26 protein-coding genes are annotated in these 25,769 nt (G+C 69.3%); 14 read left to right on the forward strand and 12 right to left on the reverse strand.

Annotated elements, in window-relative coordinates:
* Positions 1 to 26 precede the first annotated feature (26 nt).
* The 4 genes from nhaC to ACIO3S_RS08550 are packed head-to-tail and all read left to right on the forward strand — an operon-like array spanning position 27 to position 4,955.
* Positions 27 to 1,364, forward strand: a complete 1,338-nt coding sequence (gene nhaC / locus ACIO3S_RS08535) for a Na+/H+ antiporter NhaC (protein ID WP_400461708.1) — start codon at positions 27 to 29, stop codon at positions 1,362 to 1,364.
* The gene (locus tag ACIO3S_RS08540; RefSeq protein WP_400461711.1) at positions 1,361 to 2,809 is read left to right on the forward strand and encodes a basic amino acid/polyamine antiporter; all 1,449 of its coding nucleotides are present in this window, start codon (positions 1,361 to 1,363) and stop codon (positions 2,807 to 2,809) included. Before nhaC ends, ACIO3S_RS08540 begins: the two co-directional genes overlap by 4 nt.
* Before the next feature lie 44 nt (positions 2,810 to 2,853).
* The gene (locus tag ACIO3S_RS08545; protein ID WP_400461714.1) at positions 2,854 to 4,119 is read left to right on the forward strand and encodes an arginine deiminase; all 1,266 of its coding nucleotides are present in this window, start codon (positions 2,854 to 2,856) and stop codon (positions 4,117 to 4,119) included.
* Complete coding sequence (locus ACIO3S_RS08550; RefSeq protein WP_400461717.1) at positions 4,119 to 4,955, forward strand: META domain-containing protein; 837 nt, start codon at positions 4,119 to 4,121, stop codon at positions 4,953 to 4,955. Before ACIO3S_RS08545 ends, ACIO3S_RS08550 begins: the two co-directional genes overlap by 1 nt.
* Before the next feature lie 169 nt (positions 4,956 to 5,124).
* On the opposite strand, the gene ACIO3S_RS08555 is transcribed toward ACIO3S_RS08550, so the two are convergent.
* Positions 5,125 to 7,365, reverse strand: coding sequence for an MMPL family transporter (locus tag ACIO3S_RS08555; protein WP_400461720.1), 2,241 nt, complete (start codon positions 7,363 to 7,365; stop codon positions 5,125 to 5,127).
* An 86-nt stretch (positions 7,366 to 7,451) separates the two neighbouring features.
* Here ACIO3S_RS08555 and ACIO3S_RS08560 point away from each other — a divergent pair, with 86 nt between their 5' ends.
* Together ACIO3S_RS08560 and ACIO3S_RS08565 are read left to right on the forward strand one after the other, a co-directional pair.
* Positions 7,452 to 8,069: a TetR/AcrR family transcriptional regulator gene (locus tag ACIO3S_RS08560; RefSeq protein WP_400461723.1), complete on the forward strand. Its 618-nt coding sequence runs from the start codon at positions 7,452 to 7,454 to the stop codon at positions 8,067 to 8,069.
* 82 nt (positions 8,070 to 8,151) lie between these two features.
* Positions 8,152 to 8,463, forward strand: coding sequence for a hypothetical protein (locus ACIO3S_RS08565; protein ID WP_350720590.1), 312 nt, complete (start codon positions 8,152 to 8,154; stop codon positions 8,461 to 8,463).
* A gap of 5 nt (positions 8,464 to 8,468) precedes the next feature.
* On the opposite strand, the gene ACIO3S_RS08570 is transcribed toward ACIO3S_RS08565, so the two are convergent.
* Both ACIO3S_RS08570 and ACIO3S_RS08575 read right to left on the reverse strand, forming a co-directional pair.
* Positions 8,469 to 8,855 carry a nuclear transport factor 2 family protein gene (locus tag ACIO3S_RS08570; protein WP_400461727.1) on the reverse strand — a complete coding sequence of 129 codons (387 nt, stop codon included), beginning with the start codon at positions 8,853 to 8,855 and terminating at the stop codon, positions 8,469 to 8,471.
* Between the two features lie 45 nt (positions 8,856 to 8,900).
* Complete coding sequence (locus ACIO3S_RS08575) at positions 8,901 to 9,317, reverse strand: hypothetical protein (protein ID WP_400461730.1); 417 nt, start codon at positions 9,315 to 9,317, stop codon at positions 8,901 to 8,903.
* A 131-nt stretch (positions 9,318 to 9,448) separates the two neighbouring features.
* Between ACIO3S_RS08575 and ACIO3S_RS08580 the strand changes: the two genes are divergently transcribed.
* The 3 genes from ACIO3S_RS08580 to ACIO3S_RS08590 all read left to right on the forward strand — a co-directional run bounded on the left by ACIO3S_RS08580 (position 9,449) and on the right by ACIO3S_RS08590 (position 12,150).
* Positions 9,449 to 10,171, forward strand: coding sequence for a polysaccharide deacetylase family protein (locus ACIO3S_RS08580; protein WP_400461732.1), 723 nt, complete (start codon positions 9,449 to 9,451; stop codon positions 10,169 to 10,171).
* A 96-nt stretch (positions 10,172 to 10,267) separates the two neighbouring features.
* Entirely contained in the window at positions 10,268 to 11,362 is a 1,095-nt protein-coding gene (locus ACIO3S_RS08585) for an FAD-dependent oxidoreductase (protein WP_400461735.1), read from the forward strand.
* A 35-nt stretch (positions 11,363 to 11,397) separates the two neighbouring features.
* Entirely contained in the window at positions 11,398 to 12,150 is a 753-nt protein-coding gene (locus tag ACIO3S_RS08590; protein ID WP_400461738.1) for a DoxX family protein, read from the forward strand.
* 6 nt (positions 12,151 to 12,156) lie between these two features.
* On the opposite strand, the gene ACIO3S_RS08595 is transcribed toward ACIO3S_RS08590, so the two are convergent.
* From ACIO3S_RS08595 to ACIO3S_RS08605, 3 genes are read right to left on the reverse strand one after another with little or no spacing between them, the layout of a single operon-like run.
* Complete coding sequence (locus ACIO3S_RS08595; protein WP_400461741.1) at positions 12,157 to 12,804, reverse strand: GNAT family N-acetyltransferase; 648 nt, start codon at positions 12,802 to 12,804, stop codon at positions 12,157 to 12,159.
* Between the two features lie 43 nt (positions 12,805 to 12,847).
* Positions 12,848 to 13,033 (reverse strand): hypothetical protein, encoded by a 186-nt coding sequence (locus ACIO3S_RS08600; protein WP_400461744.1) that lies wholly within the window; start codon positions 13,031 to 13,033, stop codon positions 12,848 to 12,850.
* An 18-nt stretch (positions 13,034 to 13,051) separates the two neighbouring features.
* Entirely contained in the window at positions 13,052 to 14,305 is a 1,254-nt protein-coding gene (locus ACIO3S_RS08605) for an aspartate aminotransferase family protein (RefSeq protein ID WP_400461747.1), read from the reverse strand.
* Positions 14,306 to 14,412: 107 nt separating this feature from the next.
* On the opposite strand from ACIO3S_RS08605, the gene ACIO3S_RS08610 reads away from it, so the two are divergent.
* Positions 14,413 to 15,879: an NAD-dependent succinate-semialdehyde dehydrogenase gene (locus ACIO3S_RS08610; RefSeq protein ID WP_400461750.1), complete on the forward strand. Its 1,467-nt coding sequence runs from the start codon at positions 14,413 to 14,415 to the stop codon at positions 15,877 to 15,879.
* A 57-nt stretch (positions 15,880 to 15,936) separates the two neighbouring features.
* On the opposite strand, the gene ACIO3S_RS08615 is transcribed toward ACIO3S_RS08610, so the two are convergent.
* Entirely contained in the window at positions 15,937 to 17,364 is a 1,428-nt protein-coding gene (locus tag ACIO3S_RS08615) for an aldehyde dehydrogenase family protein (RefSeq protein WP_400461753.1), read from the reverse strand.
* Between the two features lie 94 nt (positions 17,365 to 17,458).
* Between ACIO3S_RS08615 and ACIO3S_RS08620 the strand changes: the two genes are divergently transcribed.
* Positions 17,459 to 18,274 carry a helix-turn-helix transcriptional regulator gene (locus ACIO3S_RS08620; protein ID WP_400461756.1) on the forward strand — a complete coding sequence of 272 codons (816 nt, stop codon included), beginning with the start codon at positions 17,459 to 17,461 and terminating at the stop codon, positions 18,272 to 18,274.
* Here the strand turns inward: ACIO3S_RS08620 and ACIO3S_RS08625 are convergent.
* From ACIO3S_RS08625 to ACIO3S_RS08640, 4 genes are all read right to left on the reverse strand, one after another.
* Positions 18,271 to 18,948 (reverse strand): GntR family transcriptional regulator, encoded by a 678-nt coding sequence (locus ACIO3S_RS08625; RefSeq protein WP_400464585.1) that lies wholly within the window; start codon positions 18,946 to 18,948, stop codon positions 18,271 to 18,273. The genes ACIO3S_RS08620 and ACIO3S_RS08625 overlap by 4 nt on opposite strands.
* A 141-nt stretch (positions 18,949 to 19,089) precedes the next feature.
* Positions 19,090 to 20,463 (reverse strand): MFS transporter, encoded by a 1,374-nt coding sequence (locus tag ACIO3S_RS08630; protein WP_400461759.1) that lies wholly within the window; start codon positions 20,461 to 20,463, stop codon positions 19,090 to 19,092.
* A 170-nt stretch (positions 20,464 to 20,633) separates the two neighbouring features.
* A complete protein-coding gene (locus ACIO3S_RS08635; RefSeq protein ID WP_400461762.1) occupies positions 20,634 to 21,353 on the reverse strand; it encodes a maleate cis-trans isomerase in 720 nt (239 codons plus the stop codon).
* On the reverse strand, positions 21,350 to 22,060 hold the full coding sequence (locus tag ACIO3S_RS08640) for an aspartate/glutamate racemase family protein (protein WP_400461765.1): 711 nt from the start codon (positions 22,058 to 22,060) through the stop codon (positions 21,350 to 21,352). The genes ACIO3S_RS08635 and ACIO3S_RS08640 overlap by 4 nt, the downstream gene beginning before the upstream one ends.
* A gap of 94 nt (positions 22,061 to 22,154) precedes the next feature.
* Here ACIO3S_RS08640 and ACIO3S_RS08645 point away from each other — a divergent pair, with 94 nt between their 5' ends.
* The 3 genes from ACIO3S_RS08645 to ACIO3S_RS08655 are packed head-to-tail and all read left to right on the forward strand — an operon-like array spanning position 22,155 to position 25,107.
* The gene (locus tag ACIO3S_RS08645; protein WP_400461768.1) at positions 22,155 to 23,150 is read left to right on the forward strand and encodes a D-2-hydroxyacid dehydrogenase; all 996 of its coding nucleotides are present in this window, start codon (positions 22,155 to 22,157) and stop codon (positions 23,148 to 23,150) included.
* Positions 23,147 to 24,598, forward strand: coding sequence for an amidase (locus ACIO3S_RS08650; RefSeq protein WP_400461771.1), 1,452 nt, complete (start codon positions 23,147 to 23,149; stop codon positions 24,596 to 24,598). Before ACIO3S_RS08645 ends, ACIO3S_RS08650 begins: the two co-directional genes overlap by 4 nt.
* Entirely contained in the window at positions 24,595 to 25,107 is a 513-nt protein-coding gene (locus ACIO3S_RS08655) for a DUF3830 family protein (RefSeq protein WP_400461774.1), read from the forward strand. Before ACIO3S_RS08650 ends, ACIO3S_RS08655 begins: the two co-directional genes overlap by 4 nt.
* 29 nt (positions 25,108 to 25,136) lie before the next feature.
* On the opposite strand, the gene ACIO3S_RS08660 is transcribed toward ACIO3S_RS08655, so the two are convergent.
* Positions 25,137 to 25,748 (reverse strand): TetR/AcrR family transcriptional regulator, encoded by a 612-nt coding sequence (locus ACIO3S_RS08660; RefSeq protein WP_400461777.1) that lies wholly within the window; start codon positions 25,746 to 25,748, stop codon positions 25,137 to 25,139.
* Positions 25,749 to 25,769 lie beyond the last annotated feature (21 nt).

Below are 25,769 nucleotides of genomic sequence, written 5' to 3' on the forward strand. Positions count from 1 at the left end.
TCGACGCCCTTGACGGGCCGATCCAGGTGGCGCTGCTGCTCTGTTGCGCGCTGGCCGCGTTGATCGCGATGAAGAATGGACACGACTTCGCCGCCGTCCAGGAGACCGGCCGAGGCGCACTGGCCTCGGTGACCAGCGCGATCTTCATCCTGCTGGCAGTGGGCGCCCTGATCGGTGTGTGGAACCTCAGCGGCACCATCCCGACGCTGGTCTACTACGGGATCCAGATCCTCTCCCCGGGCTGGTACTACGTCGCCACCGCCGTCATCTGCGGGGTGGTGGCGCTGAGCATCGGCAGCTCGTGGACCACCGCGGCCACGATCGGCGTCGGACTGGTCGGCATTGCCGGCCTGATCGGGGTGTCTCCGGAGATCACAGCCGGCGCGGTGATCTCCGGCGCCTACCTCGGCGACAAGACCTCACCGCTGTCGGAGACGACGATCCTGACCGCGCAGATCGTCGGTGTCGACGTGTACGAGCACATCCGCCGCCAGGTCTGGACGTCGGTGCCGGCGTTCCTCCTCGCGCTCGTCGTATTCGCGGTTCTCGGTATCACCGGATCAGACACGGTCAGCCAGGCCGAGACCGACTCCGACCTGTCCCGCCTCGACGAGGTCTTCTGGATCACGCCGGTCGCGCTGTTGCCCCTGGTGCTGCTGGGGTATCTGTCGATCCGGAAGGTACCGGCGTCGTTGGCCCTGCTCGTGTCCACCCTGTTCGCCGGAGTGCTCGGCGCCTTCCTCCAGCCCGACGTGTACGCCGACTTCGTTGCCGGCGCCGGGAACGTCGTCGTGGAGTCGGTCAAGGCGGTCTGGCTGGCGATGGCAAACGGCTTTTCGATCGCCACCGGAATTCCCGACGTCGACCGGCTTCTCTCGCGCGGCGGCATGGACAGCATGCTGCTGACGATCTGGCTGATTCTCGGGGCGGTCACGTTCGGGGCGTTGCTGGAGGAGTTCGGACTGATCGACCGACTGGTGCAGCCCATGATCCGGGCCGCGCGGTCGACCGGGCGCCTGTTCCTCACCGTGTTCGCTTGCGCCTTCGGGCTGAACGTGGTCGCCGGTGACCAGTACATCGCGCTGGTGCTGCCCAGCCGGATCTTCCGTGCCGAGTTCGCCCGCCGTGGGCTCGCGCCGACGAACCTGTCCCGGCTCGCCGCGGACAGCGGCACCGTCACCTCTCCACTCGTCCCGTGGAACTCCTGCGGCGCCTTCATGGGCGCAACTCTCGGCGTCTCCACGTTGCTGTACCTCCCTTACGCCGTCTTCTGCTACGCCAGCCCCGCGCTGAGCGTGCTGTACGGCGTTACTGGCTTCCGCGTCGAGAAGACCGAGGCGACACAACTCGAGGAGAAGGAATGAGTGCGCAGACTGAGACGGCGCCGACGGCCGTCGCGAAGATGAGCCTGCCCACGCTGACCGCGATGGTGGTCGGGTCGATGGTCGGCGCCGGGGTGTTCTCGCTGCCGGCCCGGTTCGGAGTCGCCACGGGAATCCTCGGTTCCCTGATCGCCTGGGCGATCGCCGGCGCGGGGATGCTGATGCTGGCGTTCGTCTTCCAGAACCTGGCGATCCGCAAGCCCGAGCTCGACTCGGGTGTGTTCATCTACGCCAAGGCCGGGTTCGGCGACTACGCCGGCTTCAACTCCGCGATCGGGTTCTGGGCCAGCGCGGTGGCAGGCAACACCTTCTATTGGGTCTTCATCACCGCGACCCTGGGCGGGTTCTTCGAGGCCTTCGGCGACGGAGACACCGTCTTGGCGGCCGCAGTGTCGACGGTGGCCATCTGGCTGTTTCACTATCTGATCGCCCGCGGGATCCGTGACGCGGCGATCATCAACCGGATCGTGACGGTCTTCAAGATCCTGCCGATCCTGGTGTTCATCGTGGTGCTGTTCGTCTTCTTCGACGCAGGGGTGTTCGCTGACAACTGGACCGCCTACGGGTACGGCCTGGGCAACATGGACGAGCAGATCCGCAACACGATGCTGATCACGACGTTCGTCTTCCTCGGGATCGAGGGGGCCAGCGTCTACTCGCGCTACGCCAAGAAGCGCTCGGACGTCGGCAAGGCCACCGTGCTCGGGTTCCTGAGCGTGCTGGCGATCTTCTCGCTGGTCACCCTGTCCAGCTACTCGGTCATGCCGCAACCGGAGCTTGCCGACACCCGTCAACCGTCGATGATCGGGGTGTTCGAGTCCGTGGTCGGGGACTGGGGAGAGGTCTTCATCAGCGTGGCCGTGATCGTCTCGGTGCTGGGCGCCTACCTGGCGTGGACCTTGATGGCGGCCGAGGTCATGTACATCCCCGCCCGCAACGACGACTTCCCAGAGTTCCTCGGGCGTGAGAACGCACAGGGGACGCCGATCACCGCGCTGGTCGTGTCCTCGCTCGCCGTCCAGGCACTGCTCGCGCTCACCTTGGTGGTCACCGACGCGCTGAACTTCATGCTCGACCTGTGCACGAGCCTGGCCCTGCTTCCGTACTTCCTCGCGGCGGCGTACGCACTCAAGCTCGGCCTGACCGGGGAGTCCTATGACGACGTTGCGCCGCGAACGCGTCGTATGGAGACGATCGTCGCGGGGATCGCCACGGCGTACACGCTGTTCCTGTTCGACGCCGCGGGACTGAAGTTCATTCTTCTGATGACGGTCATCCTTGCCCCGGCGACCCTCCTCTACGTCAAGGCCCGCAGCGAGCACGGCCGACGACTGTTCAGCCCGACCGAGCTCGGGCTGTTCGTGCTGATCGCGATCGGCGGTGTCAGTGGCGCCGTCGGTCTGTGGACCGGCCGCATCACCCTCTGAGGTCGCGCACCGGACCCGAACCATCCGAAGAGAAAGGAACCGAAATGATCGAGCAAACCACAGGGTCTTCCACCCCGACGTACGGCGTCCACTCCGAGGTCGGGGTGCTCCGGAAGGTGCTCGTTTGTCGGCCGGGGTTGGCGCATCGCCGGCTCACGCCCAGCAACAGTGACGAACTGCTGTTCGACGATGTGATGTGGGTCGAGGCCGCCCAGCGCGACCACGCCGACTTCGTGAACAAGCTGACCCAGCGGGGGGTGGAGGTGGTCGAGCTCCACGACCTGCTGGCGCAGACGATGGACGTGCCCGGGGCGCGGGACTGGCTGCTGGACCGCAAGATCGTCCCGAACCGGGTCGGCCTCGGGCTCGTCGACGTCACCCGCGCCGTCCTCGACTCCCTGCCCGGGCAGCAACTTGCAGAGTTCCTCATCGGCGGGCTCGCCACCCAGGACCTGCCTGACGGGCACGGTATCGGCTATATCGCCCTCGCCCGCGAGTCGACGGGCGCCCGGGAGTACCTCCTGCCGCCACTCCCGAACACCCTCTACACGCGGGACACCACCTGCTGGCTGTACGGCGGACTGACCATGAATCCGCTCTACTGGCCGGCCCGCAAGGAGGAGACGCTCCTCTACAAGGCCATCTACCAGTTCCACCCGGACTTCGTCGGCTCCCCAGTCTGGTGGGGCGACCCCGAGCAGGACTGGGGCCAAGCCACGTTCGAGGGCGGCGACATCATGCCGGTCGGCAACGGCGTGGTCCTGATGGGGATGAGCGAGCGGACCTCGCGGCAGGCGATCACCCAGGTCGCGGCGGCACTGTTCGCGAAGGGTGCGGCCGAAAAGGTCATCGTCGCGGGCATGCCGAAGCTGCGTGCCGCGATGCACCTCGACACCGTGTTCACCTTCGCCGACCGCGACATCGTCACGCTGTACCCGCAGATCGTCGACGGCGTGCACGCGTTCACTCTGCTGCCCTCCGATACCGCGCCTGGCGTCGACGTCATCGACGAAGGCTCGACCCCGTTCGTCGACGTGGTCGCCAAAGCCCTGGGCCTGGACTCGCTGCGGGTGATCGAGACCGGGGGCGACGTGTACCAGTCCGAGCGGCAGCAGTGGGACAGCGGCAACAACGCGGTCGCCCTCGAACCCGGAGTGGTGTTCACCTACGACCGCAACACGCTGACCAATACTCTGCTGCGCAAAGCCGGGGTCGAGGTGATCACCATCGTCGGTGCCGAGCTCGGCCGGGGCCGCGGTGGGGGACACTGCATGACCTGCCCGATCGTCCGCGACCCGGTGACGTTCTGATGGCCGGCCGGCGGAGCATCGATGCCCTGGTGCTCGGGGCCGTCCTCGTCCTCGTCCTCGGCGTGCTCACCGGCTGCGGGGGCTCCGATGACACATCGGTCGACGAGCCGACCACGACCGCGGGCGAGTCGCCGGCGGCCGTGGACGCAGCGGCACTCGAGGGGGCGACATACGAGTCCACTTCGATAGAGGGCCACGACCTGGTCGAAGCGTCGACCATCCACCTGGCGTTCGAGGACGACACGATGTCGGTTTCGGCCGGGTGCAACACCCTGTTCGGCCCGTACGCCGTGACCGACGAGACGCTGGCCTGGACCGAGGCACCGGCCAGCTCGATGATGGCCTGTTCACCGGAGCTTGACGAGCAGGATCGGTGGCTGACCGACCTGTTCACCAACGGTATGCAGGGCACGGGCGACGGGCCCACCCTGACCCTGACCGACGGAACCGTCACGATCCAGCTCGCCAGCACCTCCGCCCCATCTCTCGACACCCTGCTCGGCAGGGTCTGGACGGTCGTCGGCACGATCGCCGACGGTGCCACCGCGCGGCTCCCGGTGAACACGCGCCGCCCGTGGCTGACCGTCGGTCAGGATGGGCTCTCTCGCCTCTTCACCGGCTGCAACAGCGGACGCACGACCGTACGGGTCGTGGACGACCAGATCGCCTTCGGCCCCGCCACCGTGACACGCGGCAGGTGCCAAGGGGCCGCGCGCCTCAACGAGGAGGCTGTCCTCGCGATCGTCGACGACCAGACCACCGACCACGTCGAGTTCATCGGGGAGGTGCTGATCGTGACCGTCGGCGACAAGGGACTCGTCTTCCAGCTCCGCTGACGCGGCGGGCCGGAGCCCATGAACAACCCGACGTACGGAGGCACGACCCCTAACAACCCGTTCTACGCGAACGTCTCGGAGGACTACTGGGACAGGGAGACGCCACCATGACGACCCTCCAGGAGTCGGCGGGCGGCCGCTTCGACGTGGTCACCTCCTGCTGACCGGGTCACGATTCGCGGAGCCTGAGGCGGCCGAAGATGCGGTTCAGCCAGGGCGGCAGGTACCAGTTCGCGCGGCCGCCCAGCCGCATGGCTGCCGGCACGAGGACACCGCGGATGATCGTGGCGTCGAGGAGGATGGCCACGGCCGTACCGATGCCGATCATCTTCAGATACATGACTTCGCCCGAGGCGTAGACGGCGAAGGAGACCGCGAGGGTGACGGCTGCTGCCGTGATCAGCGGGGCGGAGCGTTGCAGGCCGACGAGCACGGCTTGCCGATTGTCGCCGGTTCGGTCGTACTCCTCGCGGATGCGGGAGACCATGAACACCTCGTAGTCCATCGACAGCCCGTAGACGACGCAGAACATGAGTATCGGGAACGCGGGGTCGAGGGTGCCGATGGGGGTGAAGCCGAGGAGGTTGGCGAACATCCCGTTCTGGAAGACGACGGTGAGCACCGCGAACATCACGGCGATGCTCACCATGTTCAGGAGCACTGCCTTCAGTGGGATCAGCAGGCTGCCGCTGAACAGGAAGAGCAGCACGAAGGTGACCATCAGGATCAGGGCGCCGACCAGCGGGAGCCGCTCCATCAGTGCGTCGCGGAAGTCGACCAGCTCCGCCGGGTCACCCCCGACCACCTGTTGGCTGAAGGGGCTGTCCAGGGAACGCACCTGGTGGACGAGCTTGGTCGGGACGCCGGCGTCGAGCGCAGCGCGTGACGGGACCGCCTCGAGGCGTTGCCCGTCGGCTCGGTCGAGGCGGTCGGGTGCCGGGGCGATGCGGGTGCCGCCAGCGAAGACCCCGGCGGGGGAGTTGACCTGCACGATCCCGTCCACGGTGGAGAGGTCGGTCGCGTACTCGGCGATGTCCTGGGGAGCCACGGCGGGGCCGGTGTTGACGACCTGAAGGGCATCGTTGGGCTCGGCCGAGAAGCCTGTGCGCAGCTCGTCGTAGGTGTCGCGCACGGAATGTCCTGGAGGGAGTACGCGGTCGTCGGGGACTCCGATCTGAACGCCGGCCGCGGGCGCGGCGAGTGCGATCAGGCTGATCAGCGTGATCCCGCCCCAGGCGAGCGGACGATCCATCACCCGTCGCCCCAGTCGGTACCAGCGCCCGGTCTCGATCGGCTTCGAGGCCGGGAGAGTGCGACCGCGCCGGGTCATTCGTGCGCCGATGACGGCGAGTGCGGCCGGGAGAACGACGATGGCGCCGATGCCCGCCGCGAGGACGGTGAGGACGCCGGCCCATGCGAAGGAGCGCAGGAAGTCGTACGGCAGGACGAACAGCATCGACATCGCCGCAGCGACCGTCAGACCACTGAAGATCACCGTACGTCCGGCCGTGTCCAGGGTCTCGGCCAGAGCGTCCGGTACCGATCGACCTGCACCGAGGGCCTCGCGGAATCGGGAGATCACGAACAGGCTGTAGTCGACGCCCAGGCCGATGCCCATCACCAGGGTGATGTTCGCGGCGAACGAGGCTATCTCGGTCACACCGGTCAGGGCGCGCAGTCCGGCCAGCGTGCTGACCACCGCGAAGACACCGACGCCGAGGGTCAGCAGCGCGAAGCTGAGCCGGCGGTAGATGATCAGCAGCAGCGCGAACATCAGCGGAAGGATGATCAGCTCGGCGCGCACGAAGTCGAGCGCTGCCTGCTCGCTGATCTGAGTCGAGGCCGCCTCTCCGCCGGCCACGCGTACCTCGATCGCCTCGCCGTGGATCGTGTAAGCAGGAATCAGGCGCGCGATCACCTCACGCGCACTCGTGGCATCGCCGGCGACATGGGCGAGAACGACGGCGGAGCCGGCGTCGTCGCTGCGCATGGAAGGGTCCCGACCGGTCGACCAGTAGGACCAGACCTCCGCCACCCGCGGCTCATCGTCGAGGTCGGCGGAGACTGCCATGGCCTCCCGCTCGACAGAGGGGTCATCGACCGATCCGCCGGTCGCCTCGACGAGCAGGATGACGTTCGGGGTGCCGGTGCCGAAACGCTCGGTGAGCTCGTCCTGTGCTGCCACCGACTCGGTGCCCGGCACCTCCCAGCGAGACAGTACGAACGATGACATCGCCCCGGAGGCGACGAACCCGAGAACGAGCAACGCGCTGATCGCGATGCCGAGGATCCATCCGGGACGACGGGCGACGAGACGGGCCAGCTTCGCCAGCCAGGTCGAGCTGAATGCCGGTGCGGTGGGGGTGGTGGGGGCGGAGGTGGGGGTCAGTTCGCGGATCGGCTCGACCATGGTCGCGCTCTCCCTGCTAGTTTTACGAGTAGATGCTCGCGATAAATATACGAGTATCTACTCGCATATTTCAAGGAAGGGCGACGATGACCGATCCTGCGGCTCCGATCCGGCCGCGCCGCAAGCGGCAGGCGCGTGGGGAAGAGCGAATGCGCGAGATCGTGCGTGCGGCCGCGGTGGTCTTCGCCGAACGCGGACCGGATGCTGCGACGACCAACGCGATCGCGGCCGAGGCCGGCATCTCGCCGGGCTCGCTCTATCAGTTCTTCAGCAGCAAGGCCGACATCGCCCGCGCGCTCAGCGAGCACTACGCAACTGAGCTTTCCGGTGTGCGCCGAACGATCATGGACGTCGGCCAGGAGGCGTCGATCGAGGCCTCGATCGACGCAGTGGTCGGTCCGCTGGTCGAGTTCAACCTCACTCACCCCGGGTTCAAGGCCCTCTTCGCGCGATCTGACCTGCCGGCCGACATGCGCGATGCCGTCGCCCCGGTTCAGCAAGCCATGCACCAGACGGTCGCGACGTTGATCGGACGGTTCATGACCGAGCGCGAGCCGGCAGACGTCGATCGCGTCGCCACCGTCGCCATCCAGATCGTTCGCGGCATGATGCCGTTGATCACCGAGGCTCCCGACCCGGCAACCCGTGATGCACTCACGGCCGAGCTCCGCACTGCGTTGGCCGGCTATCTCACTCGCGCTTGAACCTCGCGTCGCGCTGACTCCGAGGCGAACTGTCCGGTGTGGCTGACGTAGGCTTCGTCTCCCGATCAGAACGAGGTGCAGCATGACAGCGAGCAGGTCCGCTCGTGAGCGGAAGGCAGCCTCGCAGGCCGGGCCCCTGGCCACGGTGAGGATCGACCTCGACGCGCAGGAGCAGTTCGTCTACAAGATCACCTGCACGGAGTGCGTCGTCAGGGACAGGATCAAGTGGGCGACCTACCGTGCCGGTGAGGACAACGGGTTCATGGCGGCGATGGACCGATGGATCTTCCACCTGACGCAGAAGCATCCCGAGTCGGACGCGCCGTGCCTGAAGTTCCTGCCCGAGGCACAGCAGCGGCTCGAGGAGCGCCGGCAGGGGCGACCCGTCGACTGACGGCCTCAGCCGCGCATGGCGGCGGCCTTGATCTCCTCGAACTGCTCGCCCATCCGGACGGCGAGGGCCTCGGCGGCACGCAGCGGGCGGACCATCACCTTGAAGTCGACGATCTTCCCCTGCGCGTCATAGGTCAGGAAGTCGCAGCCGTTGAGATCGAGGCCGTCGACCTTGGCGGTGAACTCGTAGGCGTGGTGGACGCCGTCGTGGATCTCGCGCACGTAGGTGAAGTCCTCGAACACCTTCACCACGGCGCGCAGGATCGCGGCGGTGATCGCTCGGCCGGGGTAGGGCTTGAACGCGACCGGGCTGGTGAACACGACGTCCTCGGCGAGCATCGCCTCCACGGCGTCCATGTCCTTGGCCTCGATCGCCTCGCGGAAGGTGGTCATCTTGGCTCCTCTGGGTCGACTGCTGGGTCGGTTGCTGGGGAGAGCCTAGAGGGACGGCTGGTGCGGCGTGCTCCGCGCGATCCTCCGGCCGCTGTTGAGGGCGTAGCCGATGCCGATCCCGACCGCTGCGGGAGCGAGGACGAGACCGGCGAGGAACGGGGTCAGGTTCCACAGATCGCTCCACAGCACGTCGAAGTCGCGACCCTCCTCGAACCAGATCCGGACCGGGCCGCTGAGTCCGACCACGCCGGCGATCAGCGCCCAGCGTACGAAGACGGGCGGAAGGGCATCCGCATGGTGGCCGTCCCACAGTCCCCAGATCCCCGAGACGGTGAGCAGCAGCGCGAAGTAGATCAGGCCGGCGCCGATGTTCGCGTCCTCGGTCGGGAAGAGGTTGGTCATCACGGTCGAGAACAGGAGGCTGCCGCCGAGGATCACGGCGAGGCGTACGAGAAGCTTCATGTCTCCAGCCTCGCCGATCGGGCTACGGCGCGCATGAGTGTGAGTACTCAGACTTGTGGGAACGACTCGGTCCTTGACACGGATCAGCTGCGCCTCGATCGTGTTCGACAACGATGTCGAAGGAGTCTGCCATGACTGTCTGGAGCACGAGCAGCGACTGGCAGGCCAGCCCGGACCTGGGGTTCGTGCCGGGAGGCGCGGTCAGTCCGACCTCGACGCCGCTCGCCGCCGCCAGGGGCACGGGCAAAGTTGCCGCTCTCACCTTCGACGACGGCCCGAACCCCGGCGAGACGGATCGCTTGCTGGAGATCCTGGCCGCTCACGAGGTCACCGCGGTGTTCTGTGTCATCGGCCAGAACATCACCGCGCCCGGCGGCAGCGAGATCCTGGGACGCATCGTCGCCGCGGGCCACACGCTGTGCAACCACTCCACGTCCTACGCCGACATGGGCAGCTGGTCGCACGCCCAGGTCGAGCGGGATCTCAAGGCCAACCTGGCGACGATCCGCGAGGTGCTGGGAGACCCGGCTCAGCAGGTGCCGTACTTCCGGGCTCCCAACGGCAGCTGGGGCAACACCGCAGAGGTCGCTGCATCCCTCGGCATGCAGCCGCTCGGGCTGGGCAACGTGATCTTCGACTGGGACGGCAACGATCTGTCCGCGGAGACGCTGGCGAGCAACCTCCGGGCGGCGATCCGCCCCGGCGCGGTGGCCCTCGCCCACGACGGCGGTGGCAACCGCGAGAACACCGTCGACGCGGTCGAGACGGTGCTCCCGGAGAAGTTGGCCGAGGGATACACCTTCACCCTGCCGCAGGGCGGCATCCCGGGCGCGGACTGGACGCCCAGGAGGTGACCGCCTCGACCGACGGGGGCGAGAGCAGGGTGCGGTCGTGACGTACGAGCTCGTCTGCCCGGGCCATGGCCGGCGACGTCGGCTAGATTGCGCGTCGTGAGTGGATCGACGAGCAGCCGGAGTGCCCTGGTGGTCGGTGCGGGGATCGGCGGGCTCACGACGGCGCTCGCGCTGTCCCGGGTGGGGTGGCAGGTGACCGTGCTGGAGCGTGCGCCGGAGCTGGGCGAGGTCGGGGCCGGCCTCTCGATCTGGCCGCGAGCGTGGAAGATCCTCGCCGATCTCGGGGTCGCGGATCGGCTCGTGGACGGGACCCGGCCGGCGATCCAGGCGGGGTTGCGGCGGCCCGACGGGCGCTGGCTGGCGAAGGTGGGTGCGGATGCCGCCGAGCGGACCCCGGTGATGGTGCACCGGGCCCGGCTGCACGAGGCGCTGGTGAGCGAGCTGGAGACGCGCGACGGGATCGAGGTACGCACCGGAGTGACCGTCACCAGCCTGGCTGATCTCGACGACGCCGACGTGGTGGTCGCCGCCGACGGGATCCGCAGCACGATCAGGAACGAGCTGCACCAGCGCGAGGACGTACGTTATGCCGGCTACACCGCCTACCGCGGTGTCACCGCGGAGCCGGTGCCCGGTGACGCATCGACCACGGGAGGCGAGACCTGGGGGACCGGGGTGCGCGTCGGCTACGCCCCGCTGGTGGATGGCCGGACGTATTGGTTCGTGACCGCCAACCGGCCGGCGGGGGAGACCGGCGGGGACCACCATGCCGACGTCACCGCGCTGGTCGGCGACTGGCACGAGCCGATCCCGCAGCTGCTGGCGGCGACGCCTCCGAGCGCCGTCCTCCGCGGAGACATCTGTGATCTGCGGCTGCCGCTGAAGCGGTTCGACCATGGGCGGGTCGCGCTCCTCGGCGACGCGGCGCACGCGACGACCCCCAACCTCGGGCAGGGCGCCTGCGCCGCTATCGAGGACGCCGCCGTCCTGGCCGCGCAGCTCGCCGGCCACGCCCGCGTCGAGAGTGCGCTCGTGGCCTACGACCGCACCCGGCGGCCGGCTACATCTCGGCTGATTCGGGCTTCTCGGCTGGTCGGGGTGATCGGCCAGGTCGACAACGCCCCGGTCGTGGCGGTCCGTGACGCCGGCCTCGCGGGGCTCGGCGCGATCGCGGGGCTGCTGAGCAGGTAGGTCCCCGTCACAACCGTGGGGCCGCCGGTGTCTGGATGGCCATGACGGCTACCTATCTCGCGCTGACCCTCATCGCCTCGATCGCCGCGCTCGGCGCGGCGGTGCTCAACCTGACCGGGCACCGGATACCCGTGACCGAGGCCCAACGGCTCTCGGTGCCGCTGGAATGGCTGAGGTTCCCGATCGGGGCGTCCTACGCGCTGGGCTTCCTGGGCCTGCTGGTCGGTCTCGCCGTCCCGGCTGTCGGGATCGTCGCGGCCGCCGGGTTCGTGGTCTTCTTCGTGCTCGCGATCGGGGCGCACCTGCGGGTGGGGGACCGGAGACTGGGCCGTGCCGGGGTCGGCCTCGTGCTGTCGCTGGCCACGCTCGTCGTCACCGGGATGTACGCGGCGGGCCAGGAGGACCTCGGCGGGGTCGTTGCGGCGTACGTCAATGAACGTCCGGACCCGTGGTGGCCGGTCGTGGTGCTCGCGGTGATCCAGATCGGCGATGCGGCGATGTGCTTCAAGCCGGTCGGCTTCATCGCCCAGTGCTTCACCGACGTCGGGTTGCCGCGGGCGCTGTGGCCGGTGATGCCGTGGGTCAAGGTCGCCGCCACCGCCGGCCTCGTCGCCGGGTTGTGGGTGCCGTACGTCGGGGCGCTGACCAGCGTGGCACTGGTGGTCTACTTCGTGCTCGCCGTCTCGGCACACATCCGGTCCCGCGACTTCGGCCGCAATCTCGCCCTCAACGCCACGTTGTCGCTGGTCCTGTGCGTGGCCGTCTTCGTCTTCTGCTTCCTGCGTTGAGCCGGTCTACGCCGCGCCGAACAGGGGCAGGCACGGCTCCAGGCCGCTGACCTCGATCTCGCTGCGGTCGTTGCGCTCCCACCGTTCCCGGCCGAGCCGGAGGCGGTGGGAGACGAGCACCTCTCCTTCGCGTACGTCACGGGAGATGCCGTCGGGCTCGTAGCCGAGCTTCGTCGACACCCCGACGGAGGCGGCGTTGTCGGGGAACGCCTCGGAGGTGGCGTAGGCGCCGCCGAGGTGGTCGAAGACCAGGGTGAGGGCGCCCAGGCGGGCCTCGGTACCCAAACCGCGGCGGTGGTGTCGCAGGCCGAGCCAGGACGCGGTGCTGACCTCGCGTCGGGTGGCGAACTCGCTCGCCGAGACCCACACGACCCCGATGGGGTCGCCGTCGAGGAAGGCGGCCAGCCCCAGGCTCCAGTCCTCGGGCTTCCAGTCACCCCGGCTGGACCAGGCGCCGCGCATCACGTGGCGGGCTCGTTCCAGCGGCGGCCGCTCCGCCCACGGGGTCAGGAACGGCCGCTGGGTCGGTTCGTGCACGCCGTCGGCCGCCACCTGCGCCAAGCGCGCGAGCTCGACGTCGGTCGGGAGCCGCAGCTCCAGGCGCGGGGTCCGGATCACCAGGCCGAACAGCGGCCACACCTCAGTCGGAGTCATCCGGCCATCATTCGAGAACGCCTATGCCGTGGGCAACCGGATATCACCCCGCGGAGTGACTCCGCACGTGGTCGAGCAGGTCGGCCGCCGCCGAGGTGTAGCGGTCGACCTCCTCGCCGCTGTCGCAGGTGCACAGCACGATGGTCACCTCACCGGCGCGCGGCCAGATCGCCTCCCAGGTCGCGCCGGCCTCCTCCCAGCGGAGCAATCGCTCGAGATCGTCCGTCATCGTGCGGGGACCCGGCACTCAGCCGAGGACGGCGTCGACGGACTGGGCCCAGATGCCGGCGGCCTCGTCGATGGCCGCGGAGTCGACGACGAGGGCCGGGATGAACCGCACGACCTGGCCCCATGCGCCGCAGGTGAGCAGCAGCAGGCCGCGCCGGGCAGCCTCCTGTTGGGCCGCGGCGGCGGTGGCGCCGTCGGGCTCGCCGTCAGGGGTGCGGAACTCGTTGCCGAGCATGAGCCCGAGGCCGCGTACGTCGGTGATCGCCTCGTGCTTGCTCGCGACCTGCTCGAGCGCGGAGCGGAGCTCGGCCCCGCGGTGGGCGGCGTTCTTCACCAGGCCCTCCTCCTCGATGACGTCGAGGGTCGCCAGGGCCGCGGCGCAGGCGACGGCGTTGGCGCCGTAGGTGCCGCCCTGCGAGCCGGGCCAGGCCTTCGACATCAGCGCCTCGCTCGCCGCGATCGCAGACAGCGGGAACCCCGAGGCCAGGCCCTTGGCGGTCATGATGATGTCGGGACGGGAGCCGAAGTGGTCGTGTCCCCAGAACTCGCCGGTGCGGCCGAAGCCGGTCTGGACCTCGTCGATGATGAGCAGGATGCCGTGCCGGTCGGCGCGCTCGCGCAGGCCGTCGAGGAAGGCCCGATCGGCAGGCACGTAGCCGCCCTCGCCGAGGACCGGCTCGACGAGGAACGCGGCCGTGTCGGCGGGGGCGCTCTGGGTCTGCAGCGTGTAGTCGAGCTGGCGCAGCGCGAACTCGGTCGCCTGCTCCTGCGGCCAGCCGAAGTGGGGTGCGTCGGGGAACGGGGAGACCACGACGCCGGCCATCAGTGGGCTGAAGCCGGCACGGAACTTGGTGCCCGAGGTGGTCATCGAGGCGGCCGCGACGGTCCGTCCGTGGAAGCCACCGTGGAAGACGACGATGTTGGGGCGGCCGGTGGCCTGGCGAGCCAGCCGGATCGCGGCCTCGGCGGCCTCCGAGCCGGAGTTGGCGAAGAAGAGACTGTCGAGGCCGGCGGGGAGGACGGGGCCGAGGCGGTCGACCAGGTCGAGGAGCGGGCGGTGCCTGACCGTCGTGTACTGCCCGTGGACCAGGTTGGCGATCTGGCGCTGGGTGGCCTCGACGACCTTCGGGTGGCTGTGCCCGGTGCTGGTCACGCCGATGCCAGCGGTGAAGTCGAGATAGCGGCGATCGTCCTCGTCGAAGAGCTGAACGCCTTCGCCGCGAGCCGCCACGACCGGAGTTGCCTGCTTGAGGATGGGGGAGAGCTTGGCCACCGTGAACTCCTGTTGATTGTCGACAATCCGACTGGCTACTACAGTAGGCGAGCGTTCGACGGCTGTCAGTAGGACAGTCGAATGCTGACCTTGGAGGCTGATGCGGGATGGGCGGAGAACCGAACGAGGCGCGGGTCGTGGCAGAGGTGCCGAAGGGGCTTCTGGTCGCAGGTCAGTGGGTGGATGCCGGCGACGGAGCGACCTTCGACGTGCTCGACCCGTCGACGGGGGAGGTGCTCTGTGCGGTCGCCGACGCGACCCCCGAGGACGGCCGCCGTGCGCTCGACGCCGCCGCGGGCGCGCAGAAGGAGTTCGCCGCGACGGCGCCCCGCGCCCGCGCGGACATGCTGATGGCCGCCTTCGACCTCCTGCACGAGCGCATCGACGACCTCGCGCTGCTGATGACGCTCGAGATGGGCAAGCCGCTGGCCGAGGCGCGAGGCGAGATCGCGTACGCCGCGGAGTTCTTCCGTCACTTCGCCGAGGAGGCCGTGCGGATCGAGGGTGGCTACCAGACCGCGCCCGCCGGCGGCTCCCGCTTCCTCATCACGAAGCAGCCGGTCGGGCCGGCGCTGCTGATCACGCCGTGGAACTTCCCGATGGCGATGGGGACCCGCAAGATCGGGCCGGCGATCGCGGCCGGCTGCACCAGCATCATCAAGCCCGCCCAGCAGACGCCGCTCTCGATGCTGGCGCTGGGGGAGATCCTGCGTGAGGCCAGCGTGCCCGAGGGCGTTGTCAACATTCTGCCGACGACCCGGCCCGGTGAGCTGACCGAGCCGCTGCTGCGCTCCGGCGTGATCCGCAAGCTCTCCTTCACCGGTTCCACGGCCGTCGGGCGGGTGCTGCTCGCCCAGAGTGCGGAGCAGGTGCTGCGTACGTCCATGGAGCTCGGCGGCAACGCCGGCTTCGTCGTCTTCGAGGACGCCGACATCGACGAGGCCGTCGCCGGTGCGATGGCCGCGAAGATGCGCAACACGGGGGAGGCGTGCACGGCCGCCAACCGGATCTACGTGCAGCGATCGGTCATCGAGGAGTTCGGCGACCGGCTCGCCAAGGCGATGTCCGAGCTGCCTGTCGGCCGTGGCGTCGAGGAGGGCGTACGCGTCGGGCCGCTCATCGACGAGGCGGCCAGGGAGAAGGTGCAGACCCTCGTCGACGACGCGGTCGCCGGTGGTGCCCGGGTGCTGACCGGCGGCACCGCTCCTGACGGGCCCGGCTACTTCTACCCGCCGACCGTGCTCACCGGCGTCCCCGCCTCCGCGAAGATGGGCAGCGAGGAGATCTTCGGGCCAGTCGCGCCGCTGACGCCGTTCGACACCGAGGACGAGGTGGTCGAGGCGGTCAACGACACCGAGTACGGGCTGGTCAACTACGTCTTCACCAACGACCTGCGCCGTGGCCTGCGAGTCGCCGAGGCGCTCGAGTCGGGGATGGTCGGGCTGAACCAGGGCGTGGTCTCCAACCCCGCCGCGCCCTTTGGCGGCGTCAAGGCCTCGGGACTGGGGCGGGAGGGCGGGCGTACCGGGATCGAGGAGTTCCTCGAGACCAAGTACGTCGGGATCGCGATGTGATCCAACGACCTGCGCCGTGCCTGCGCCCCCGGGACCGGAGGCGCAGGCACGGCCCCGTCAGAGCAGGATCGCCTTCAGCTCGGTGAACTCCTCGATCCCGGCCTTGCCCATCTCTCGGCCGGTCCCGGACTGCTTGCGTCCACCGAAAGGCGCCAGCGGCGTGAACGCCCCACCATTGACATGGACCTGGCCGACCTCGAGCCGCCGCGCGACCGAGAGGGCTCGGCCGGGACTCCCGAACACCGCCGCCGTGAGGCCGTACGGCGTGCTGTTGGCGATCCGCACCGCATCGTCCTCGTCGGTGTAGGCGATGACGCTGAGCACCGGTCCGAAGATCTCCTCCTGGGCGATCGTCGAGTCCGGGTCGACGTTCGCGAAGATCGTCGGGCGGATGAACGCACCGCCTTCCAGGCCGGGCACCCGTCCGGGCCCGCCGACGACCAGCTGGGCTCCCTCCGCGAGTCCCTTCTCGATGTAGCCGTTCACCCGTTGCCACTGGGCCTCGGAGGCGACCGGTCCGAGCCGGGTCGTCTCATCGGCAGGGTCGCCCACCGTGTACTCGGCGGCGGCCTCGCGCAGCTTCGCCACGATCTCGTCGTGTCGTGCGGCGGGGACGAGCAGCCGTGTCCAGGCGCCGCAGGCCTGACCGCTGTTGCTCCAGGCGTACTGCAGGGTCTCCGCGACCACCTCGTCGAGGTCGGCATCGTCGAGCGCGATGCTGGCGCTCTTGCCACCGAGCTCGAGCCCCACTCGCTTGACCGTGTCGGCCGCGACCGCCGCGACACGCCTGCCCGCGGCCGTCGAGCCCGTGAACGACACCATGTCGATGCCCGGGTGCGCCGCGATGGCCTCTCCCACGACGCTTCCGGTGCCGTAGACGATGTTCAACACACCGGCCGGGATCCCGGCGGCCGCTGCTGCCTCGGCCAGGATCGGTCCGGTCAGCGGAGCGGTCTCGGCAGGCTTGAGGATCACCGTGTTGCCGGCCAGCAGCGCCGGGACGACCTTCGTCACGACCTGCTGGAGCGGGAAGTTCCAGGGGGTGATGGCACCGACGACCCCGACGGGTTCACGGACGAGCATCGCGTTGCCGGCCCGCTCCTCCCACGAGATCTCAGCGGCCAGGTCGGCGACCGCGGTGGTCACCAACGGTGGGAACGCCGCCTGCGCGAGCCGGGAGAAGACGATCGGCACGCCGATCTCGGTCGAGATGGTCCGAGCGATCCGCTCGCCGCGAGCCGTCAGCTCGTCCGCGAGGGCTCGCAGCACATCGGCTCGGGCGGCGGGGCCGATGCCGGCCCAACCCGGAAGCGCCGTACGAGCGGCCTCGACCGCCCGGTCGACGTCGGCGGGGGTGCCGAGCGGAGCGGTGGCGACCACTCGCCCGTCAACAGGGCTGACGATCTCCATCGTGGTGGTCGCGGGGACGACGGTGCCGGCCACCCAGTGGCCGGGGACGTCATAGGTCAGGTCGATGCTTGTCATGCCACTACGGTGCTTCGCCCGACGGACCCCATCCATGCCCGGTCATGACAAGGCTGGAGGGGACTAAGCGATCGCCTGCCGTTGTTGGGAAGACGTGAATCGCGTACGACTCGCAGAGTTTCTGCGCACGCGCCGCGAGGCGCTCCAACCGGAGGACGTCGGACTTCCCAGGGGAGGTCACCGCCGGACGCCGGGACTCCGGCGCGACGAGGTCGCAGAGCTCAGTGGCATCTCCACGCACTACTACACCCGCATCGAGCAACCGCGTGGCCCGGTGCCGTCAGCACAGGTGCTCGCGGCCATCGCCCGAGGGCTGCAGCTCAGCTCCGACGAGCTCGATCACCTTCTGCGCCTGGCGGGCCATCCAGCCGTACGTCCGGCGGACCCGCGACACGGGATCAGCCCGGGCCTGCGGCGGATCTTCGACCGGCTCCAGGACGAGACGGCCCTCATCGTCGACGAGGTCGGCGAGACCCTGCTGCAGACCCCCGCGGCGGTCGCTCTGCTCGGGGACGAGACCCGCTACTCCGGGATGATGCGCAGCCGCATCTATCGGTGGTTCATCGACCCGACGTCGCGCCGGCACACGCCCACCGAGGATCATCCCGCGCACAGCCGTGCGCTGGTCGCCCAGCTCGCGCACACGGCCGCGTCCACCAGGAATCCCCACGCCGACGCGATGATCACCGAGCTGCGGCGCTCAAGCCCCGAGTTCGAGGAGCTGTGGAGCCAACACCCGGTGGCCGGGCCCTACTGCGATGCGAAGCGCCTGATCCACGACGAGGTCGGCGAGATCGAGCTGCACGGCCAGACTCTCCACGACCCCGAGCGACCCCAGGCTCTGACAGTGTTCACGGCAGAGCCCGGCAGTGAGAGCGAGCGTCGACTCAGGATGCTGTCACGCGTCTAGACGTAACCCTCGTCGTTGTCCTCGGCGTGGATGAGGCGCCGTAGCGCCTCGTCCATGTGCAGCTCGACGCGCTTGAGGGTCAGTTTCGCGTCGCCCGCCTCGATGGCGTCGACGATCTGGATGTGCTCCTCGACCAGCTCGAGCGGCTGTTGGTAGGTGCCCTCCAGCGCGGTCAGGCACATCCGCGTCTCGACGATCAGGGTCTGGTGCATGCGGGCAAGGCGCCGGCTCCCGGAGCACTGCACGAGCACGTCGTGGAAGCGGAAGTCGGCATCGCTCAGCTTCGCTGGGTCGCCCAGCTCGAGGGACTTGGTCATCGCGTCGCAGGCGGCCCGGAGCTCGCGCAGCGCCGCGGGGACCCGTGCCTTGGCGATCATCGTGGCGGCGGCACCCTCGACGGCTGCCCTGGCCACGTAGATGTCTCGGATGTCGGCCTCGTCGAGCTCGATCACGAAGAGCCCGCGGTTGGGCTCGCTGCGGAGCAGGCCCTCCTGGACCAGGCGCTGCATCGCCTCGCGCAGCGGGCCGCGGCTGACGCCGAACTGGGCCGAGAGCGCGGTCTCGCTCAGCTGTGCACCGGGCTGCAGGGTGCGCTCCATGATCGCCGTACGCAGCTGGCGAGCGATGACCGAGGCCGTCGACTCCTTGTGCACGGGTTCGAAGCTCGATGTCACTGTCAACGTGGTCTCCGATGGACTACCGAGAAGAGTTTGATTGTTGACAATCATTGCATGTGGCCGGTCCGGCAGTGAGCGGATCGACCGAGCGTGCCGGGTACGCGGTTCGCGCCCGGCACGCTCGTTCGCAGACGCTGATCAGACGGTCTTGTCGAGACTGTCGAGCTCGGCGAGCTCCGCCTCGGACTCCGGCGTACCCGGGATCTCGGTCCCTCGGATCGACTTGCCCGCCGTCTCGACGACGAAGAACAGCGCGATCAGGCCGACCACGGATCCGGCGATCATGTAGTACGCCGGCATCAGCACGTCACCGGTGGCGCCGATCAGTGCGTTGTTGACGTACAGCGCCGTCCCACCGAAGGCGGCGGTGGAGATGTTGTAGCCGATCGCCATGCCGCCGTAGCGCACCTGCGAGGGGAACATCGCCGGGAAGGTCGCCGAGATCGTCGCGAGCTGGGCGACGTAGACGATGCCCAGCACGGTGAACCCGAGGACCGCCGGCCAGAAGCCCTGGCCGATCAGGAGGAACATCGGGACCGACAGCACGATCAGCCCGATGAACGAGCCTCCCCACATCGGCTTGCGGCCGACCTTGTCCGAGAGCGATCCGGCGATCGGCAGGAAGACCAGCATCGCGATCTGTCCGAAGATGACCAGCAGGTCGGCGTCGGAGCTGCTGAAGCCGGCCTCCTCCTGCAGGTAGGTCGCCATGTAGGCCAGCAGGGTGTAGTTGGCGATGTTGAGCGCAGCGACCAGGCCGATCAGGGTGAGGATCGGCTTCCAGAACAGCGCGAAGAGATCCTTCAGCGCGGCCCCGGCGCCGCCCTCCACGGCGTCCTGCGTCTCGAGCTCCTGGAAGACCGGCGTCTCCTCGAGCTTGGTCCGGATGTAGAGGCCGATGAGGCCGATCGGGCCACCGATGAGGAACGGGATACGCCAGCCCCACTCGGTCATCGCCGCGTCACCGATGATCGACTCGGTGATGAACACGACGGCGATGGCGGCGGTGAAGCCGACGATGGTGCCGAACTCCAGGAAGCTGCCGTAGAACCCACGCTTCTTGTCGGGTGCGCACTCGGCCATGTACGTCGCGGCGCCGCCATACTCACCGCCGGTCGAGAATCCCTGGATCACCCGGAGCAGCACGAGCAGCACCACGGCCCAGACGCCGACCGAGTCGTACGTCGGCAGGCAGCCGACCAGGAAGGTCGCGCCGGCCATCAGGATGATCGTCATCGCGAGGACGCGCTGGCGCCCGATGCGGTCACCGAGGGGGCCCCAGAAGAGGCCGCCGAGCGGTCGCAGGATGAACGAGATCGCAAAGGTCAGAGCTGTGCCGGCGAAGCCGTACTCCGGGAAGAAGTTGGCAGTGATCTCGGTCGCGACGTAGGCGAAGGCGCCGTAGTCGAACCACTCTGTCGCATTACCGACCGCTGAGCCGGTGATGGCTCTTCGGAGCTTCGATTTGTCGGGTTGTGCCTCGGCGGAGGGGATGGTTGGGGTTCCTGACATTTCTTCTCACCTGCTCGGTGTGATTGATGGCTGGGGACCGCGTTTGACCCGCAGTGTTGACTGTAGGTTTGTCAACAATCTGCGCCACGTTAGCGCTGTCTGTGCGCCTTGGCTAGGGCGCGCTGAAGGTGGCGCGGGGTGGGACGGGAGGTTTATGTAAAGCCGCGACGCTACCTGAAGAGGGTGCCGAGCCGAGGCAGGGGGCGGGGCGTCCCGGCGAGTCGCAGGCCCTCCCAGACGGTCACCTGGTTGGCCGTCAGCACGGGTTTTCCGAGGGCTTTCTCCAACGTATCGATGCAGGTCAGCGTGTGTAGCGCGGTGTCGGGGACGAGTACGGCCTCGGCCTCGGGAACATCCACCGACAGGGTCATCTCGAGGACCGCATCCGGGCCGAGACGGCCGGCGTCGACGGCGGTGAAGATCCCGCTGGCGCCGAAGGAGACCACCTCGACCCCACCCGCCTCGAGGAAGGTGCTGAAGTGTCCGGCCAGCTCCTCGGGGTAGGAGGCGGCGACGGCGACCTTCTCGAGCCCGAGCGCCCGGGCCGCCTCGACGAAGGCGATCGAGGTCGACGAGGCGGGGACGCCCAGGCGCTCGCTGATCGCGGCCGCCTGGGCAGCGGCGCCGTCGCGGCCGTAGACGAAGCTGCCCGACGTGCACGCCCACATCACCGCGTCGGGGGAGTGGGCCGCGATCGCGTCGGCACCCTGCGCGAGCCGGGCCGCGGAGCCGGTGTCGAGGAGGGCCTCGACCGTGTGCTCGTCGCGACCCATGGAGGTGTGGACCAGCGGTAGCCAGATCGCGCCGCCGAGCGCGTTCTCGAGCGCCGGGAAGTCGTCCTCGGCCGCGTAGCCGGGATAGAGCAGTCCGACGACCGGTGGCCGGGTCATGAGGCATGCCCCAACAGATCCTCGGCGGCCGGTGGGGTACGCCCGACCATCCGGAGCGCGGCCTCCATGGTCGCGCGGTTCGCGGAGATCACCGGCTTTCCGAGCTCGGCCTCGAGGCGGCCGATGATGTCGTACGTCGCCAGGTTCGTGCACGAGACGACGACCGCCTCGGCGGCGTCGGTGTCGGCGGTTCGCACCAGGTCGAGCGTGGTCTCGTACGGAACCTCCCAGATGTGGTGGCCCAGCCCGAGGTCGCCGGTGCTCACGACGGTGATCCCGGCCTCTGCCAGGAAGCGGCCGAACCGGCCGGCGAGCGCGACGTCGTAGGGGGTCGCGACCGCGACCCGGGAGACACCGAGAGCGGAGAGCGACTCCAGCACCGCGCCGGAGGTGGTGATCGCGGGTGCGCCGCCGGCCCGGCTCATCGCAGCGGCCAGCCGCCGCTCGCCATGCCGGCCGTGGACGAAGCTGCCGGAGGTGCAGGCGTAGACGTAGAGGTGGGGTTCGGCGGCCGCGAGGTCGCGCACGGCCTGCTCGACGACCGCGGTCTCGCTGATCTCCTCGGCCATCTCGAGGGTGACCTCACGGCCCGTGAAGGGTGTCCGGTTGAAGAGCAGGCTGGTGTCGGGCGGGGCCCACCGCCACAGCTCGTGGTCGAGCACCATGTCATGGGGAACGACCACGGCGATGCGTACCGTCGGGGACATGGCACCTCGCTAGGATTGTTGACAATCTTCAATCTGCCCTCCTAGCGTAGTCTCGGATTGTTGCCGAGGTGTGTCGAGTGCGACGGAGGATTTCTTGGAGACGTCCCGGCGCCCCGCCGTCACGATCCTCTGCCCGCCCGACGGGGGCAGACCCGCCGGGATGGAGCGCCTCGAGGCCGATGCCGAGCTCACCTACACCGATGCCGCGGGCCTGCCCGACGCGCTTCGCGGCGCCGAGGCGCTGCTGCTGTGGGACTACTTCTCCGAGGCCGTCCGCGACGCCTGGCCGAGCGCCGGCTCGCTGCGCTGGCTCCATGTCGCGGCCGCCGGGGTCGACAAGCTGCTGTTCCCGGAGCTGGTCGCCTCCGAGGTCGTCGTCACCAACGCCCGCGGGATCTTCGACCGGGCGATGGCGGAGTTCGTGCTCGGCTCGATCCTGGCCGTGGCCAAGGACATCCACCTCAGCCATGACCTGCAGTCGGCCCGGAAGTGGCTGCGCCGCGAGACTCGGCTGATCAGCGCCGAGACCGCGCTCGTGGTCGGCACCGGCGCGATCGGTCGCGAGACGGCCCGGCTGCTGCGCGCGGCCGGGATGGACGTACGCGGCGCCGGCCGCACCGCTCGCAGTGGCGATCCCGACTTCGGTGAGGTCGTCGCCAGCGCCGACCTCGCCGCACACGTCGGCTGGGCCGACCACGTCGTCGTCACGGCCCCGCTGACCGACGAGACCCGTGGCCTGATCAGCGAAGACGTGCTCGCGGCGATGAAGCCGGGCAGCCATCTGGTCAACGTCGGCCGCGGGCAGATCGTCGACGAGGCCGCGCTCGTCTCCGCGCTCCGCGACGGCCCGGTCGAGGCGGCGTCGCTGGACGTCTTCGAGGTCGAGCCGCTGCCGGCCGAGAGCTCGTTGTGGACCATGCCTGGGGTGGCGGTCTCGGCACACATGTCCGGCGACTACGAGGGGTGGCGAGAGGCGCTGGCAGACCAGTTCGTCGACAACGCCCGGCGCTGGCTGAGCGGCGAGCCGCTGCTGAACGTCGTCGACAAGCAGCGCGGCTTCGTCGTCGCGGAGCAGGGGGAGAGGCCATGACCGACCCGATGACCGACCCGAGGACCGCGGCCGGGTCCGAGCTCAGCGCCCTGACCGCCGCCGAGCTCGTGGCCGGATATCGCTCGGGCGCCTTCACCCCCCTCGACGCGACACGGTCGGTGCTCGACGCGATCGACGAGCATGACCCCGCGGTGAACGCGTTCGTCCGCGTCGACCCCGACGGCGCGCTGGCGCAGGCGACCGCGTCCACCGAGAGATGGCGGGCCGGACATCCGCTCGGCAGCGCCGACGGCGTACCGACCTCGGTCAAGGACATCCTGTGGACCGCAGGATTGCCGACAATCCGCGGCACCTGGCTCATCGACGAGGCCGGGCCGTGGCCCGAGGACGCTCCCGCGGTCGCACGGCTGCGTGAGGCCGGTGCCGTGATCACGGGGAAGACGACCACTCCGGAGTTCGCCTGGAAGGGCGTCACCGACTCGCTCCGCCACGGCTCCACCGGCAACCCCTGGGATCCGGGCTTGACCTCGGGCGGCTCCAGCGGTGGTGCCGCGGCGGCGGTCGGTCTCGGTATGGGCCCGTGGGCGCTCGGCACCGACGGCGGTGGCTCGGTCCGGATCCCGGCCTCCTTCACCGGCACGGTGACGATCAAGCCGACCTACGGACTGATTCCGCTCTATCCCGCCAGCCCCTTCGGTACCCTCTCGCACGCCGGCCCGATGACCAGGACCGTGACCGACGCGGCGGCGCTGCTCGACGTGATCGCCGGCTTCGACTCCCGCGACTGGTCGGCGATGCCGACGCCGGGATCCTCGTTCCTGGCCGGTCTGGACGACGGCGTCGAAGGGCTGAGGATCGGGTTCTCGCCCACGCTCGGGTACGTCGAGAACGACCCGGAGGTCGAGCGGCTGGTCCGCGAGGCGGTCGCCGTGCTCGCGTCCGAGGGCGCCCAGGTCGAGGAGGTCGATCCCGGTTTCACCGACCCGGTCGAGGCGTTCGAGGTGCTCTGGTTCTGCGGAGCGGCGAAGGTGCTCGACGCCTACCCGCCCGGCGCGATCGACAAGATCGACCCGCTGCTGCGCGAGGGCATCGAGACCAAGGGCCGAGGCTCCGCGGCCGACTACCTGGACGCCACCGCGGTCCGGATGGACCTCGGCCGGTTGATGGGGCGGTTCCACGACACGTACGACCTGCTGGTCACCCCGACCATGCCGATCACCGCCTTCGAGCGGGGGCTGCAGGCGCCCAAGGGCTGGCCCTCGCAGTGGTGGCCGAGCTGGACGCCCTACACCTACCCGTTCAACATGACCCAGCAGCCGGCGGCGAGCGTGCCCTGCGGCACCACCGGCGCGGGGCTGCCCGTCGGCCTCCAGATCGTCGGGGCCCGACACGACGACGCCCGGGTGCTGCGCGCGGCGCGGGCCTATGAGCGGGCCAGCGGTGAGCTGTTCGTCCGACCTGTCGACAATCCTCGAGGAGCCCGATGAGCCGCTACATCACCATCACCTTGGAGCGCCGCGGCGTCTCCTGCCTCGCCCGCCTGCTCGACGAGGAGGCGCCACGCACCGCCGGCGCCGTGTGGGACGCACTGCCGCTCAGCGGCCAGGTCTTCCACGGCAAGTACGCCCGCAACGAGATCTACAACCTGGTGCCCGCCTTCGCCGCGAAGGAGCCCGGCAAGGAGAACACGACGGTCACCCCGATCCCCGGCGACCTGTGCTACTTCGCCTTCTCCTCCGACGACCTCGGCAACCCGTCCTACGGCTACCCGGAGGACCGCGGGCCGGGGGAGATGACCGAGATCGTCGACCTCGCCCTCTTCTACGGCCGCAACAACCTGCTGATCAACGGCGACCAGGGCTGGGTGCCGGGCAACGTCTTCGGCACGGTCGTCGACGGCCTCGAGGAGATGGCGCAGGCCTGCCAGGACGTCTGGATGAACGGCGCCACCGACGAGATCCTCACCTTCGCACGCTCGCACGACGACACACCGTAGGTTCCGCGAGCGCTGCTGACGGCATCCGGCTAACCCTGCGGAGGCAGGCCGAGGACGGCGTTCATCGCGGTCAATGCCCAGGTGTGGATCGGTGCGCCCGCCTCCATCTGGTGAGAGGGGGTGATGCCCGAGGCGATGGCCTTGAGCGCGAACGCCGCCTGGTCGGGGTCGAGGTCCTGGGGGAGGTCGCCGGCGTCGATCGCGGTGGAGATCTCGCGGCGCAGTGTCTTGCGCCATCGGGCGGTGCCGCCGGCGAGGAGATCGCGCACGGGGCCGGGGCGGCCGTCGAAGTCGAAGATCATCTGTTCCATCGCGCATCCGCCGGGATAGGGCGGGTTGACGGCGTAGTGGACCCACGAACGGCACAGCGCACGGAGGCGTACGAGCCCGGGTTCGTGGTGGGCAACCGGGGCCCACACGAGCTCCGTGAAGCGCTGCTGGACGTACTCGACCACGGCCAGTTGGAGGTTCTCCTTGCTGCCGAACTGTCCGATCACGCCCGACTTGCTCATCCCCAGAGCGGAGGCAAGACGGCCGATCGAGATCGTGTCCAGGCCCTCGACCGAGGCCAGGTCGGCGGTCTCCTCGAGGATCGACCGCCGTGTATCGAGGGCTGCCTGAGCTGACGCACGTCCTGCCATGGCGGCGACTATACCGTACGC

The organism is Nocardioides sp. NPDC087217, assembly GCF_044744805.1.
In the GTDB taxonomy this organism is placed as follows: Bacteria; Actinomycetota; Actinomycetes; order Propionibacteriales; family Nocardioidaceae; genus Nocardioides.